This window comes from Paenibacillus prosopidis (assembly GCF_003337375.1).
GTDB lineage: Bacteria > Bacillota > Bacilli > Paenibacillales > Paenibacillaceae > Pristimantibacillus > Pristimantibacillus prosopidis.
This window is the reverse complement of the sequence record NZ_QPJD01000008.1, coordinates 169,526-184,552: the sequence shown is the minus strand read 5'-3', so window position 1 is coordinate 184,552 and position 15,027 is coordinate 169,526. Positions and strand designations below refer to the sequence as shown.

At 45.4% G+C, this 15,027-nt stretch carries 11 protein-coding genes and 1 pseudogene; 4 read left to right on the top strand and 8 right to left on the bottom strand.

The features are described from left to right. Positions 1-9: 9 nt before the first annotated feature. From DFP97_RS14365 to DFP97_RS14355, 3 genes are read right to left on the bottom strand one after another with little or no spacing between them, the layout of a single operon-like run. Entirely contained in the window at positions 10-1,374 is a 1,365-nt protein-coding gene (locus DFP97_RS14365; RefSeq protein WP_181873528.1) for an ABC transporter substrate-binding protein, read from the bottom strand. A gap of 22 nt (positions 1,375-1,396) precedes the next feature. Beyond that, on the bottom strand, positions 1,397-2,359 hold the full coding sequence (locus DFP97_RS14360; RefSeq protein ID WP_114380870.1) for a 2-hydroxyacid dehydrogenase: 963 nt from the start codon (positions 2,357-2,359) through the stop codon (positions 1,397-1,399). Positions 2,360-2,406: 47 nt separating this feature from the next. Beyond that, positions 2,407-3,219 carry a sugar phosphate isomerase/epimerase family protein gene (locus DFP97_RS14355; protein ID WP_114380868.1) on the bottom strand — a complete coding sequence of 271 codons (813 nt, stop codon included), beginning with the start codon at positions 3,217-3,219 and terminating at the stop codon, positions 2,407-2,409. Between the two features lie 261 nt (positions 3,220-3,480). On the opposite strand from DFP97_RS14355, the gene DFP97_RS14350 reads away from it, so the two are divergent. Both DFP97_RS14350 and DFP97_RS14345 read left to right on the top strand, forming a co-directional pair. After that, positions 3,481-4,203, top strand: coding sequence for a response regulator transcription factor (locus DFP97_RS14350; protein WP_114380866.1), 723 nt, complete (start codon positions 3,481-3,483; stop codon positions 4,201-4,203). 6 nt (positions 4,204-4,209) lie between these two features. After that, positions 4,210-6,003 (top strand): cache domain-containing sensor histidine kinase, encoded by a 1,794-nt coding sequence (locus DFP97_RS14345; RefSeq protein ID WP_114380865.1) that lies wholly within the window; start codon positions 4,210-4,212, stop codon positions 6,001-6,003. A gap of 79 nt (positions 6,004-6,082) precedes the next feature. Here the strand turns inward: DFP97_RS14345 and DFP97_RS14340 are convergent, their stop codons facing one another. The 3 genes from DFP97_RS14340 to DFP97_RS14330 all read right to left on the bottom strand — a co-directional run bounded on the left by DFP97_RS14340 (position 6,083) and on the right by DFP97_RS14330 (position 9,580). Continuing rightward, complete coding sequence (locus DFP97_RS14340; RefSeq protein WP_114380863.1) at positions 6,083-7,237, bottom strand: glycoside hydrolase family 88 protein; 1,155 nt, start codon at positions 7,235-7,237, stop codon at positions 6,083-6,085. 126 nt (positions 7,238-7,363) lie between these two features. Continuing rightward, a complete protein-coding gene (locus DFP97_RS14335) occupies positions 7,364-8,545 on the bottom strand; it encodes a transglutaminase domain-containing protein (protein WP_114380861.1) in 1,182 nt (393 codons plus the stop codon). Positions 8,546-9,232: 687 nt separating this feature from the next. Next, positions 9,233-9,580, bottom strand: a complete 348-nt coding sequence (locus tag DFP97_RS14330) for a winged helix-turn-helix transcriptional regulator (RefSeq protein ID WP_281270971.1) — start codon at positions 9,578-9,580, stop codon at positions 9,233-9,235. Positions 9,581-9,718: 138 nt separating this feature from the next. On the opposite strand from DFP97_RS14330, the gene DFP97_RS14325 reads away from it, so the two are divergent. Further along, complete coding sequence (locus DFP97_RS14325; protein ID WP_114380860.1) at positions 9,719-10,636, top strand: SDR family oxidoreductase; 918 nt, start codon at positions 9,719-9,721, stop codon at positions 10,634-10,636. 178 nt (positions 10,637-10,814) lie between these two features. Here the strand turns inward: DFP97_RS14325 and DFP97_RS14320 are convergent. Beyond that, positions 10,815-10,997, bottom strand: a pseudogene (locus tag DFP97_RS14320) (IS3-like element ISEnfa5 family transposase); the annotation flags it as partial. Between the two features lie 259 nt (positions 10,998-11,256). Between DFP97_RS14320 and DFP97_RS14315 the strand changes: the two are divergent. Next, positions 11,257-12,069 carry an AraC family transcriptional regulator gene (locus DFP97_RS14315; protein WP_114380858.1) on the top strand — a complete coding sequence of 271 codons (813 nt, stop codon included), beginning with the start codon at positions 11,257-11,259 and terminating at the stop codon, positions 12,067-12,069. Positions 12,070-12,122: 53 nt separating this feature from the next. Here DFP97_RS14315 and DFP97_RS14310 read toward each other — a convergent pair whose 3' ends face one another. After that, positions 12,123-14,834 carry a glycosyl hydrolase family 95 catalytic domain-containing protein gene (locus tag DFP97_RS14310; RefSeq protein WP_114380857.1) on the bottom strand — a complete coding sequence of 904 codons (2,712 nt, stop codon included), beginning with the start codon at positions 14,832-14,834 and terminating at the stop codon, positions 12,123-12,125. Positions 14,835-15,027 lie beyond the last annotated feature (193 nt).

Genomic DNA, 15,027 nt, shown 5'->3' with positions numbered 1-15,027 from the left:
ACCATTCTTTTATTTTGTAGATGCGTCGATCTCTTTCAATTTAGCCTCATACCGTTCTATCATTTCCGCTGCTGCAGCTTCGGGAGTCAGTTTTCCAAATGCCACTTTCTCGATCACTTCATTAGATATTTTCATCAATTCCTGATTGTTGTTCATATAGCTTGGAGCGGCTGCCTGATTGGCCAAAGCCGTCTCTAAGGACGTTGCAACGACCTGATCAAGCTTATCGTTTGCGAGCAGCAGCTCTTGTGACGATGGCTTAACCGGAATGGAACGCTCCACGCCAAGCGTCAGAATAGCCTCTTTATCCGAAAATAACCAATTTAAAAATTTAGTGGCCTCTTCAATATGCTTGGAGTTTTTGTTAATACCGATCAGTTGCGAAGGTCTGGCATTAATGCCTGTAGATTTGGCATTTTCCTTAACCGGAAACAGTGTTGTCGTAATATCAAAGTTGGCTGCTGTTCCGCGAAGCTTTGGAATATCCGCAACATTGGCAATCGTCATCGCCGTTTCGCCGTTAATCCACTTCGGATTCTGCTCGGTTTTGGCATTGTACAGTGCACTCTCGCCCAGCGGCTGCAGCACGCCAGTATCAAATAATGATTTAAGGAAGGTAAAGGTCTCGGTCATCGACTGTTGATCAAAGCCTAGCGTATTGTCTGCATTAACAAGGTACTTTCCAGTAAGCTGACTATGATAGGAAGGAACAATTTTTTCAGTAAGCGTAGACAAATCCGAGTTGATCAAGAACATCTTCGGATTTTTTTGATTTAGCTTCTGACCTTCCGCGATAATTTGTTCCCAGGTCCATTTCTCATGCATAGGAATATCTTCGCGATCCATGAAGCTTTTGTTCACTATCGTCGTAAGCGCGTTCATTCCAGTTGGAACGCCTTGGAGCTGGCCGTTGATGATCGCCCAATCGCGCAAAAACTGTTCATCGAACTCGCTGATATCGATTGTGTCTTTCAACGTGTACATATCGACAAATAAATCTACTTGCCTGACTAAGTCGTTAATCCATAGATAGTCCAGCTGAATAAGATCAGGAGCCGTTCCGCCGGAAAGCTGTGTTTGAAGCTTTTGATAGTAGCCGTCGAAAGTGCCGTACTCCGCTTCAATGGTTACATTCGGGTTTTGCTTCATGTACATATCAATCGCGGCTAAGGTAGCTTTATGTCTGGACTCGCCGCCCCACCAGGAGAAGCGCAGCGTTACTTTTTCATCTTTGTTCTGACCGGCGTTTTCATTTACTGCCGTCCCCTGGTTGCCTGCATTCGAATTCGAGCCGGAACAAGCCGACAGTATCGTTGCAATTGCAAGCAGCATGACCAAACTTAATGTCGATAGCTTACCAAATGTTTTTAACATGCTATTCATCCCCTTATTTTTTCTAGATATAATTAACAGATGGATTCACACAAGCTGGCAGAGCTTTCTTAGCAAGTCCCGCTAATAAGTTGTCCACCGCCAGCATAGCCATACTATTGCGTGTCTCATAGGTTGCGCTGCCGATGTGAGGTGTAACCAAAATATTAGACAATCCGAGCAGCGGATGATCTCCCGGCAGAGGCTCCGGATCTGTGACGTCTAAAGCCGCGTATGCGATATTGTTATGTTTCAAAGCGTCGTACAGCGCCTCTGTTTGAACGACCGGTCCTCTTGAAGCGTTTACAAAATAAGCTGTACTTTTCATCCGGTCGAACTGTTCCTTTCCAAACATTCCTCTGCTTTGTTCGGATAGCGGGACCAGCACGATAATGCAGTCCGCCTCCTCCAGCAGCCCGTCAAAGGAAACATATCTTGCTCCGAGGTGACCGTCATCCTGCTTTCGCGTACGGTTATGGTAAATGATTTGCATGCCGCTTGCCTGCGCTCTCTTAGCTACAGCGGAACCAATATCCCCCATGCCATATATACCAAGCGTTTTCCCGTAAAGATCCGTGCCCATGACTTCACGCCATTGCCCTGTTCTTACCCAGCCCCAGCCTTCGTGAATGCGGCGCATAGCCGATAATAATATTCCAAAAGTAAGATCAGCCGTCGCTTCAACCAGAACCCCCGGGGTATTGCCGAACGGAATCCCTTTCTTTGTACAGGCAGCAACGTCAATATTGTCATAACCAACCCCTGATTGCGCGATAACCCGAAGTTTTGGAGCAGCGTCCAGCAGATCCTCGTCCACTTTTGTTCCGTGATTGACGCTTAACAAACCCTCCGCATCTTCAAGCCATACCTTTAGCAGCTCCCTTGGAATTGGGCCAGGGCCTTCCCAGTGCTGCACATCGCAGTGTTCCTGAAGCTTCGCGAAGGGGATTGGCCAGGTTTTTCCTGTTAATACCACTTTAGGTTTCATGTATATACTCCTTTAATGATTTATTCATCTATTTCCAAAATCTCTTGTTACGCGATCGGTATTAACTGTTCTTTAACATAGCGGCTGTTTTCCATCATAGCGCCATCCGGGTCGGCTACCGCTTTCTCGGATTCTTCTTCTACCATGATCCAACCATTATAATCGGTATTCCGCAGATGTCTGACAATGCGCGGGAAATCAATCACCCCTTCGCCCATCGCCTTCCACACATAATCCGCTGAAGCGTCTTTAAAGTGCACATGCTTGATAAGCGGTCTATACGTTTCGAAAATTTCTGCCACATCCATGCCGCCGCAAGCGATATGACCTGCGTCAGGGGTGTATCCGATCACATCCGTATCTAAACCATCGAACATAACCTTATAATCCTCTTCGTTTCTAAAAACCGAGCCTGGCGGAGAGTTGGGATGAAAGGCTGTTACAATGTCCTGATCTGCAGCTCTTTTTGCAATAGCATTGACGCAATCCAGAACATTACGCTGTCTGGTTTGCAATTCATCACGATTGCTGCCCGGCATTTGGACTACATTAAGCAGCGCGCCCGGAAAGTGTCTGAGATACTCGATAAAATAGTCCGCTGTACTTTGCTCTTCGTCCGTTTCCCCCTTATGAAGCCAGTGCAAGGAAAGCGTTAAAGCCGCGAGTTCAAGATTACGTTTTTGCAATTCTTCCTTGAGAAGAGTCGGGTGATTATAGAATCTGCCGAGCATCGCTACCTGCGTATCCAAACCCTTAAAACCGCCGCCGGCAATGACGTCTAATATATGGGGCAAATTATCCGACTGTGTTTCATAAGACAGCTGCCATGTGTAACCATGACAACCAAATTTCATCCCCATCCTTCTTGACCCCTTTCGTTTTTGTTTGATTGACCGTTGCTGCTGACTAAATAATAGCGCTTACATATTTATAAAAACAGGCATTCTATTTGTTATTCAGTACCTCTAATTATGTTTCTTTTGTCCCTCAACCCGCGAAAGGTATCATTTCTTGCTATAAATTAGCTTAACTTAATATTCCACTGTTTGATATGATTCTTGGAAGCTCTATGCTGTTATACTGTAATAGTCATATAAGTTACACAACTGGGGGGGCTTTTAATGTACAGGCTTCTGATCGTCGACGATGAGAAAGAGACCCGAACCGGCTTACGGAACTATTTCCCTTGGCAAGAAATCGGATTTGAAATTGTAGGGGAAGCAGAAAACGGGGCGGATGCTCTAACTTTTATTGAATTAGAACGAGTGGATGTTGTGCTTAGCGACATTAAAATGCCTGTAATGAACGGCTTGGATTTGGCCCATGAGATATACCGTAAGCGCTTACCTATAAAAATCGTGTTCCTAAGCGGTCACAAGGAATTCGAATTTGCACAAAAGGCTATCATATACGGTGTGAAAAATTATATTATTAAGCCTACAAAATACGGCGAGCTTGTTGAGACTTTCAAAAAGCTTTACGAGGAGTTAAATAACGAGACCGTAAAGGAAGCTGTGGAATCCGCTATAACGGAACACAAAGTGATAGCCGCGGTTCGTCAATACGTAGACAAGCATCTTTCTACAGCCAGTCTGGAAGGGGCTGCGGATTCCGTATATATGACTCCCCAGTATCTCAGTAAATTTTTTAAAGACAAGACAGGCCAAAATTTCTCTGATCTCTTACTGGATAAGCGAATGAGCAAAGCAAAAGAACTTCTTGAAGATTTTCAGTACAAGATCTATCAGGTAAGCGAGCTTGTCGGCTACGCAAATTCCAAAAATTTCACCCGGGCGTTTGGCAAGTACTACGGAAAGTCACCGCGTGAAGTTAGAAACGAGTAGCCTATTATGAAAACAATTCATACTTTTTTCATCAAAAACTTTGTAAGCGTAATTTTGCCGATGTTCATTCCGATTTTAGTATTGGGAGGTTTATTCAATCTTATTATTGAGAATTACATCAAAGATGCTATCGTTGCCAATAACTCAAGCATGCTTAGGCAAGCCAAAGATAACGTCGAGTTGATTTTTAATGAATTGGATGCCATCTCTTTGTATTTTATTACAAATCCTACAATAAATCATAATATGAATCGCGTCTTAAGATCGCCGGTACTGGAATCAGGAGATATAACACTGTTCGATACGGTACGTGATTTTATCGATGCTCCGGCAAATGCCAGGCCCTATATTGATTCCATTTATATGTATATCCCGAATGACTATGGACGTTATTACAACAGCAAAAACGGGATTGACTATTTAAGCACGTCTCACGATGTTTCCTGGCGCCAAAGCATAGATCTGCATGAGAATGATATGATGTGGGCAGAGTCCCGTACGGTTAAGGAGTTTTCATTCCAGCCGCCAAATAAGGTCATTACGCTTTACCGCAAACTATCCCAGGTCCCAAATTCCGGTGTGCTCATCCTTAACATATCTACCGATTACATTGAAAAGCAATTGGACCATCTGAAGGTGCTTCCCGAGCAGCAGATCTTTATTTTAGATCAGAATAATCAATTGATGACAAGCCGAACCCAATTGGTTGATTTCACAAATAAGCAGTTCGAGGAAATCGCCTTAAACAAAGAGTCCTTTTTTACAATTCGATCTGCTAATGACCCAAGTCTGGTTTCGAAACTACACTCAGATAAATATGGTTGGAGCTTTGTTATGGTCACTTCACAGGAAAGTCTGTACAAGGTGCCGAATTACCTGACTAAATTGACGTTCTTTCTGCTTATCGCTTGTTTTATTGCCGGTACTCTGCTCGCCTATATACTCACAAGAAATAATTATCGCAATGTCAAATCAATTCTGAATATCATCCACTCAGCCAAATACGGAACCGAGTTATCGTTGGTCGAGGAAAAACCTTATAATGTCTACAATTACATCATTCAAAACGTATTAAGAACGTTCGTGGAGCATAACTACTTAACCGTACAGCTTTCAGAACGTAAATACCGAAATGAGGTTCTTGAGCTAAAAACTCTGCAAGCCCAGATCAATCCTCATTTCTTGTTCAATACTCTCCAAACGATTTATTGGAAAGTAATAAGCCTCACCGGGAAACCCAATGAGGCGAACGTTATGCTGGAGCATTTATCTGACATTCTTAAATATGCGCTCGATGTGCCCATTCAGCTTATTCGGCTTGAAGAAGAGCTGCAATATACCCGCAGTTATATCGAAATACTCAAATACAGATATTCGGACAAATTCAAGGTGATTTGGGATTTAGAAGAGGACCTTCTGGATTATCGGGTGAATAAACTCATTTTGCAGCCGCTGGTCGAGAATGCCTTGTATCATGGCATAAAAAACAAAAAGGATCCGGGGATAATCAAAATTAGGATCCGTGCAAAAGGCCGCAAATTGCTTATAGCGGTGATTGACAATGGTATAGGGATTTCCCCGGATCACTTGAAACAAATCAGGGATAGGTTACAGTTTTCATCAGCAAATGCCGATGAAGACCAACCGCATATAGGTCTTTATAACACTTATAAGAGAATAAAAATACAATTCGGTACCGACTCCCGGTTTATTATTAAAGCCAAAGAACGCTTTGGAACAAAAATAGAAATTACGCTTCCGTTGTTCGATCACGAAACTGTCGGCTATTTCTCAAAATAATCATTCTCCTGCGATATAATTTATCATCCATAATAACAAATAGGACCCTTCCGGGTCCTAGAATAAATAGATATAACCCTTACCAAAGATACAAATCATTACCCTTAAGTTTAAAGATAGCTTCCATAAAATAATAGTCGCCATAGATAATCGGATGATGATGCGATTTGGCATAATACGCCCCTGAACCGTTTTGCAAAATGCAATCATTATCCCTGGACCAGTCGCTGCGCGACTCATCCAACGTTTTAAGCAGCTTAAGTGCAGCTTTGATATAGGAATCTTTCTCGTACGGGCCTACTGCCTTGGCAATTTCAAGCAATCCGCAAGCTGCAATCGCTGCAGCCGTGTCATCCTCACGCCTCGGCTCTCTCGGCTGTCTGAAATCAACCGGTATCACTCCGCTGTCAGGGATGTTGGCCATAAAATAATGAGCAACACGCTTAGCCGTATTCAAGTATTCTTCTTTTCCGGTGTGGATGTAGCTCATCATAAAGCCGTACAAGGCCCAGGTCTGCCCTCTCGTCCATGAAGAGCCCTCTTCATAGCCTTGTCCTCCGTAGGTTTTGACCACTCCGCCGTTAAACGGATCGAACTCCACAATGTGATTCACGGAACCGTCCGGTCTCACGAAAGCCGACATGGACGTATCCGCATGCTTCATGGCAATCTGCTTAAACCGCGGATCTCCCGTTTCTTCCGAAGCCCAGTAGAGAAGGGGAATATTAAACATGCAGTCGATGATCGCCCAGCCTCTGGTGTCTTTATCTCCCACATCGTTCCATGCGCGGATAAACCCTCCCGCCAGATTAAAACGTCCTGCCAGCAAGTTGGCTGCATGCAGCGCTCTTTTCCGGGACTCCGCATTCTTCGTTACTTTATAATTGGCCACGCTGGTCGGAAGCCACATAAACCCGACATCGTGATGCAGCCCGTAATAATCCTGGAAGCATTGATCCAACCCGGCTTCAGAAATATTAGCAATCTCTTTGTATTTTTCATTGCCGGTTTCATGATACATCAGCCACATCATGCCGCCCCAGAAGCCATTGGTCCACCAGTTGATGCCATCCGTTTTGTTACCGCTCGGGTTGTCTATGCTGCGGTCGTCATGCGTTCCGTTAATCGTCGTGTAAGGGATTTTGTTTCTGGATTTTTCGCTGACCCAATCCATTTTCGTTGCAATCTTTTCGATTACCCCGTTTAACCAAATTTTTTCATTGGTTTCCAACATATCCTTTTACCTTCTTTCCTCAGGCTATTTCACAATTCCTGTGTAAATCATAGCCTGCATCCATCCAGAAAAGTATCGTTTTACATACGAAATATGTTGTTTTCTTGCGCACTTCTCACCATATACCTACCGCCCATATTCAAGCTTAATTCGTACGAGCAAGGAACCATCGCCCGCATACGGCTCATAACTTGCTCTATAGCCGACTGCAATATTAACGTCTTGGAAGGCTGCCTTCAAAGCTCCCGGAAATTGATCGCCTTGCTCATACCTGAACTCCAGACTGGCAGTACGGGATTCTAGAGCCGATTGAACAACACGACTTAGCTGCTCCGAGCTTGATACCGTATACTCCGGCTCGAGCCAGTGTAAGCCAAGCGCCAGCTTTAAATTGCTGAAGCGCTCCCTCTCAGCTGTTGACCCTTGCTGCTCCAGCTCACGAATGACCTGCACATATTGTGCAGCTGCCGCCGGATAAGATTTGGTCCATTGGTGGTCTGCGCGCAGCTCCTCATCTGTCTTCAAATAGTAGTTATATCTGATCGCAGCGTTTTTTGATTTTGTTACTTCCGCAGACTGTCCTTTGTCCGTCTTACTGACGGGATCGTCCCACGTCAAATCAAGATGGTACCAGACGCCGTCAAGCTTTACCATATTCCAAGCGTGCTCTCCTGTATTCACGGTCCCTTCCGCAATTAGTACCGTTATTCCCGCTTCCTTCAGCATTTTGTACCCAAGCAGGGAATAGCCCTGGCATACTGTCTCCCCTGAGGTTACCGCCTCATAGGCCGTATAGTGAGTTAACGACTGGTCATATTCCACATGACTGACAATCCAATCATGAATCGCTTTTATTTTCTCATGGTCATTCATTGTCGGTTTAATGATTGTCGCGAGCGCTTTCGCTACCACATCGTCAACGACAGCCGTCTGCTGCTTTGTCTCGCGGTATCTCGCCTCAATTGAAATCGTCGACCGGTTGCCCCAGCTGCGGATCGTGTACAGGTAGGATTCGAGTATGTAGGCTGAATAGTCATCATGCCTCAAAGCAGCCCGGATAACATCCGTCAGTTTTTCCGACAGCTCCTGCTTGTCCCCCGAATAGGAAACGGAAAACCGTTCAGATCGGATTTGGAATTGCTTAGCGATTTCCAGCTCCAGCTGTTCTAGCTTATTCGGCTTCACCGCATCGCCCGCTTCCTCCTCCGACTCCGCTACGGCAGGAAATAAATCCAGCTTCAGGTCCAAAGTGAATGCAGCTGCAATAATGATGATTATCATCAACAACTTTGATGCTGCTCTATGCATACGAACCTCCTAAACGTTTTGTGAAGCAAACCCTTTTAATTTAATGCATTTATGAAAATAATCAGTTTGACTGGATTTAGCTTTTCAAGCTCGTTTCCCGATATATTAACAATATGAGGATGCCTATAGGTTTTATAACCTCTTTCAATGGTACCCCATCATCTTATACATTCTCAAGTTATATAACGTCATCTATACAAAGAAAAAAGACTTCTCCTTTGAAGAGAAGCATACTTAAACATTTAAATAAAATTCATCTGTCGGCAACCTTGCTTAACCTTTCCGGCATAAAGGAGAAACACATGCAACACCATGGCCATCGTTTGCGAGAAGTGGGGTTGGTTATAGGTTTACATGTGGGCACCAGCCGGCTGGTGGGGCATTGTCAGAATTAGTGGGAATGACTTTTGCTAAAATAGCTTGAAGAAGGATTGATTTTCATGATTGATGAGAATATCCGCTGAATGCAAAATACCTATTTATGCAATTCTCTATTTGCTTCTATATCCAGTACAAAAAAAGCTTAATATTGACATATTCAATGTTAAGCATTCTATATCCATCACGATGATCGGCTGGCCATCTCCACCCCAGCCTGCGGCCTCCCGGCATGAAACTGACTGCTCTCTCCGCCTCCGCGGCGATCTTCGAGAACATCCTACCGCCACTCATACCGGCACGTTCTTGTTACTGCCTGTCATTATTTTGGATTTTTTGCATATAGTCCAGACCCCATTTCTCTATTTGGAGAAATATAGGATAAAGGCTCTTACCAGTCTCTGATAGTGAATACTCTACCTTGGGTGGAATTTCTGAATACACTTGCCGGTTAATTAAGCCATCGCTTTCGAGCTCACGCAGCTGACGAGTGAGTGTGCGCTGCGTAATATTGAGAAAATCTCTTCTTAATTCATTGAACCGCCTAACCCCATGAGTCGCAAGCTGGTGCAATATCAACAGCTTATACTTGCCTCCAACCATATTGACCGTAAATTCAACCGGACATGGTGAGCACTGTGAGTGTTGTTCATCCACTCTGTTTCCCTCCCTATTTAAGGTATCCTCAGGGATACTATATATCCTTAATGTGCGTACTTATATATTTGAATTAATACCTATATTATTTAACTATAATCACTATATTACTTTTAGTAAACGAAAGGTTGATGAACAATGGCAAATAAGGATAAAGTATTGGTTTATGGAGCCGGCGGCGTGCAAGGAGGCGCAGTCGCCCGTGAGCTTCTGGAGGAAGGATATACTGTTCATACGATCGTTAGAAATTCGGACAAGGCCGCAAAGCTTCAAGAGCAAGGGATTACTACCTTTGTTGGCGATCTGTCAGATGCAGGAAGCCTCCACTCAGCTCATGAAGAAGTCAGCAAAGTGTTCCTGCTGTTGCCGGTGGACTATGACCTGGAACGTAATCGCCAATTCATCCGCAATACCGTCGATGCCGCCAAAGAAGCAAATGTTAAGCTTCTCGTTTTTAATACCAGCGGTTTCGTTCCGGATGATGTTACTGGTGTCGCTGCCTTTGACATTAAGTTAGAACTGATTGCTTATGTGAAGCAAAGCGGCATTCCGTCTATCATCCTTCACCCTACATTTTATATGGAAAACTTCCTTATTCCCGGCGTTGTAGACAACCAAACACTGGCTTATCCTGTACCAGGCGATTCTGCAATCGCTTGGATCAGCATGGAAGATGCGGCTGCTTACGGCGTATATGCGCTTAACCATCCAGAGCTGGCTGGGCAAACATTGCCTATCGTAGGACCTGAGGCGCTGACCGGTAATCAACTGGCTGAGCAATTTAGTGCTGCATTGGATCGAAAGATACAGTTTTACTCTCTCCCAGTGGAAGCGTTCGAAGTAGCGTTAGCTCCAGTATTGGGCAAGGAAACAGCAGAAGGCTTGGCCGATTCGTACAAATGGGTTGGATCAAATACTCATTTGTTGCCCAAGCCAGACCAAGTCATTGCCGAGTTGCGTACTGCTGCACCTGGCACTCCGCTCGTAGAGTGGATCAAACAAGCTGCAAAGCATGGATTTTTCGCACCTGCCGCCGGGGAGAACGGAAACAGCTAACTCGTTACTAAAGTCACCGCAGACCCCGCGATAGCCGCAGTCTGTGGTGACTTTCCGGTTACAGATGACTGTTTTATCATACTATACAAATTCTAATGAGATGAAGGGGATTCAATCATGAAAATTCAACAAATCAGAAACGCAACTTTAGTCGTTGATTATGCAGGTAAGAAATTTACGCCTTTTGACCATTGCCGTATTTGAATTCCGTTACATCCGTTACCCATTTATCGTTCGGCTTTGTCGCAGCGAACTCGCAGTTTAAAAGGTTCTCAGCCACGTGCTGAGGCGTTGACGGTGCATATTTCTTGCGTTTTCTGCGGCGTATCACCGACTGAATACCCTGTATCTGCATGAGGCGCTGTGAAGCCAGTCCACCATTAAGGGACTCTTGTCATGAATTTGACGACAAAATCCACCCTCAATCGAACAAAATTGAAACCTGATTAAATCGAAGAATGGATAGAATAAAAGGAGAAATTGCCCTCAGCTATACCTGCGCTTGCTGGGGCGATCCGGAATCCATCACGAACTTTAACGGTGATTTTTTAACGGTGATATAGCGGGTACTCGGATGATGGGCCAATCGATGCGCAGTCGGAGACAAGCCTGTCGATGATGTGAACGTCAAGCTTTCGTTAGGCGGTTTATTATTAAACGTTCTGTATGTCCGATTCGGGTACTTCTATCAATCCTTTGTCGAACACAGCCACAGCATGAAAAGCTACGAACTGCATTATATTCCTAGCGGCCAGGGAATCCTGGTAGCAAACGGCCTTAAATATCCAATTCTTCCCGGCACGCTTTACATGACCGGTCCAGATATTGTGCACGAGCAAATTACGGATCTCCCCGGCCCTATGGCAGAATACTGCATATGCTTTGAAGTGTTGGCCACGAGCTTCTGGTTCGGTCAGGATAAACAGAATTTGCTGCAGCTGTTCGAGCAGCTCTCCTGCGAAACCGCCAACCGGTATATCGGCTGCTATCTGACGGTTCAAAATATTATCGAACAAATCGTTATCAAGCTCGTCTGGAACTATACAAATAATTATCCGACATCCTCTGCCATGCCCCTTAAAACGTTGGATGACGAGAGAGTCGTTATCATTGAAAACTGCTTTCTGTCAAACTTTCATGATATAACCGTTCAGACACTCGCACACAAACTGGGACTAAGCGTGAGACAGACGGAGAGAACCATTCATCATTATTTTGGCATGTCGTTTACGCAGAAGAAGACAAAGGCAAGAATGACGGCTGCCGCTCACCTTCTTAATACCACCTCGATGTCCATTAGTGAAGTCGCGCAGCATGTCGGCTTTTCTTCATTGGAACCTTTTTGTAACGCCTTTAAGAAATACTACAATGTCCCGGCAGGGGATTTTCGATCCTTACGTAAGACCCTTGATCTTAATCCTGCTTGCCATTGACTAGACAAAACCAAAATCGAGGCTATCCTGTGTCAGCATAGCCTCGAGCTATCCTATACCGATTCCCGGGACAAAATGAATACAACTGTAACGTCCATACCGGCATTCAGCGTTAAGCGAAGATGTTTGCCAAATTCATCGTAATGCGCCTTCGCTTCCTTGTCGTTAACCATTCCTTTTGTCCAATCAATGCCCGCTTTAACTTTAATTTCATTATGGTCTGACACCGATTGCAAGGTAAAAGATACTATGTTGTTGTCCCAAAGCAACTCTTTAACCTCCACCCCGGTCCTTGCCATCAGTCCGTTTATCGACCCCGATTTCCACTCGGAAGGCAGCGCCGGAAGGACCTCGATTTCCCCGGTATTCGAGTAAAGCAGCGCTTCATTTACGGCACCTAATGTGCCAAATAAGGTATCCGTGCAATAGCAGTTATTTCTTCTGTTTGTGTCATGGTCTGTCATCAAGGATGTGTAATAGCCGGAATCCGACATCATCGGCAGAAGGGAAGAGATCACCCCGTCGCCGTCTTTTAATCTGGCGCAGACCAATGCCTTGTGCATCCAGCCGTGACCCGCTGTCGCGTCCGATGTATTATATTTGTTTCTGTTCTCTACAGCGATAATTGCAGCTTTCCTCAATTCTGTATTGTTCTGCGTTTCATACGCAGGCCATGCCGGGTAGAGATGGCTCAAATGGCGGTGATCGTTGTTTTCCGTATATTCATTCATCGCCCATTCGCGCAGCGCGCCGTCCTTGTCAATCTTATAATCCGGCAGCAGTTCCAGCAAGGCCTCCCATTTGGCGACCGCGGGTTCATATCCTTCGCGCTTTATCGCTTTTTCTATCGTAATGATCATATGCAGTCCATCCCGCGCCGCTGAAATATCCATGGTGGCATTAGCCGTAATCGTACTGTTGTAACCGATCGGGTTATTCTCCGGCGAATAGGTAGGGATAAGCAAATATTTCTCATCTGGATTCAGCGCCGTTTTGCCTTTCTCATAGCATGCATTGCCGCTTATATCCGTATAGTACTCCGGCGTACATAGCTGCTCCCAAAAATTAGCCTGCTTTGTAAGCAGCGGCAGCAAAATATCCTTCTCCAAATCCAGATATCCCTTGCCGATCAACTGTCTGAATTCCTTATCCGTCAGTCCCCCGTCCCTTACGCTGAGAATCTGCTTCAGATCATGAATCCTCATGTTGGTATGAATCGGAATTTGCCGGTTGCCGTAACACTGCCAATACTCGAAAATGGGAAGCAGGCACCAGCTTGCCCCGGCATTCCAATATTGGAAGGGAAAGTCATTGTCGTATTCCACTTGCATCCCGCGGTCGCCGTCCGAGTTGACCGATACCTGAATCGCATCATGCATCCCGTAAGACATTCGCGCATTGTATTCGAAATCCGATGTGTTTCTTAGGAAGAATGCGATATACCCAAGCGAAGCGAAAGTGAGATGGCCCGTGTTAATAGGAGAAACCTGCAAATTCACGTTGGCGTCGAGGGTATAGATCCCACGCCAAGCCGGGTTCCACTCTCCGGTCCACATCCCGTACAAGCGCGGGGCGCTTGAACCGCTGCAGCAAATCAAGGCATATCGTCCCTGATCGTAAACCTGCTCCATAAAGGCGTGATTGATTCTGGATTTCGATTCCTTCTGCGCGTTGATAAGCGCCTCGTTGTCCGCGCCCTTGAAATCCTCGTCGCCTTTAAGCGTAAACCGGACGGCGTTAAATTCTGCGGCATGTTTCACGGCATGCGGCGCGAGGGCGGCGTCATAATCGAAATGACCGGAAGGATCTTGATATTTTTGAGCTGCGGCATTCGTATTTTTGAGAAGTTCATTAACCAGAGCGTATTGCGTCATTCCGGCAAAATCTTCGATTTTCCCCATATCGAATGCCCTGTTCGATTGCGTGATGAGATAGATGGCATCGGCTTCGACGACTTGAATGGCCGGGTTCTGTACCGCCCCGACGTTCATCGGTTCATTCGTGTCAGCGAGCTCTATCCGCTTCTTGCTTCCATTAACGACAATAACCTGCGTAAGTCCTGCGTATCCTCCGTCAATCAGCTCGCTGCCAGGATAAGACGGATAATGGGCAACCTGTGCGATATACTCAGCATTCGGGTCCACCAGTTTTTTGTATCGGAGCTCAGTCATCCCGCCCCCAGCTTTGTACATGCCCGAAATGTCATCGATAGAGATCGTCATATTGATCTTTGCGCCGGCAGAGGATCGTTCGATCTTCATAATCGAGACATTGTCTTCTCTGGAAGTAAATGAAGTTCGAATCCACTCGCCGAATTCGTCGGCGTAACGCACACCGGTCTCGGCCGTTTCATAATTCGTCCATCGCTCATACTCGGTCACGGTGCCTTTATTCGTCATGGTTAGTCTGAGCTGGTGTCCCGGATGATAGGCGTAGAAGAAGGTTCTCTCCCTTGTTCTGCCGTCCGCGTGAGTAATCTTCCATTGATCGTTCAGCTGAAATACATTCTGTCTCGCATCGGCAAGCTGTCCCGTCAATTCTTCCGGGATCTCTCTTGGATCAGGGGAAGGAAAGTTGAACCACATATATTGGAAGATAAAACTGTCATTATACGGCGATCCCGACATGATATAACCGTTCTCGCCGTTTCCGCTAACCATACCTTCCCGCCATGCCCGTCCGGGATTTAAAATTGGCACCTCTGTGTAGGTTCGAGCATAATTTCCTTTATCGTACATTCGCTTAGCATCCACCGCTTTAACCATTCAATTACTCTCCTATCTGAAATAGATCATGTCCTGATTTTGAGGCGCTTATCATACAATAGGCGGGTTCAGGCTCGGTTTGAGTCTAATTATATCTAGCGGCAATAGATTCATGAATGGTACAAAGCGACATCATAAACAGCAATATGTCGCAATCGTGCAGGCATCGCATCTGATAATTGCCGACTATTAA